Below are 368 nucleotides of genomic sequence, written 5' to 3' on the forward strand. Positions count from 1 at the left end.
GCCAAGGTCGGCGGCATCGTCGCCAACAACACGCTGCGCGCCGAATTCCTCTACGACAATCTGGCGATTGCGACCAACGTGATCCATGCGGCGCATGTCCATGGCGCCGAGAAGCTGATGTTCCTGGGCTCGTCTTGCATCTACCCCAAGCTGGCGCCGCAGCCGTTGCGCGAGGATGCCATGCTGACGGGGCCGCTGGAGCCGACCAACGAGCCCTATGCGGTTGCCAAGATCGCGGGAATCAAGATGGTGGAGGCCTATCGCAGCCAGTATGGCGCCGACTTCATCAATGTGATGCCGACCAATCTGTATGGCCGCGGCGACAATTATCATCCCGAATACAGCCACGTCGTCGCCGCCCTGATCCG

1 protein-coding gene is annotated in these 368 nt (G+C 61.7%); it reads left to right on the forward strand.

What is annotated here, in order from left to right; all coding sequences use genetic code 11:
* Positions 1-368, forward strand: a 368-nt coding sequence (locus KIP88_RS46190; protein WP_214494681.1) for an NAD-dependent epimerase/dehydratase family protein, incomplete at both ends; no start/stop codon positions are given.

Source organism: Bradyrhizobium sp. SRL28 (genome assembly GCF_018596315.1).
Taxonomy (GTDB): Bacteria; Pseudomonadota; Alphaproteobacteria; order Rhizobiales; family Xanthobacteraceae; genus Bradyrhizobium.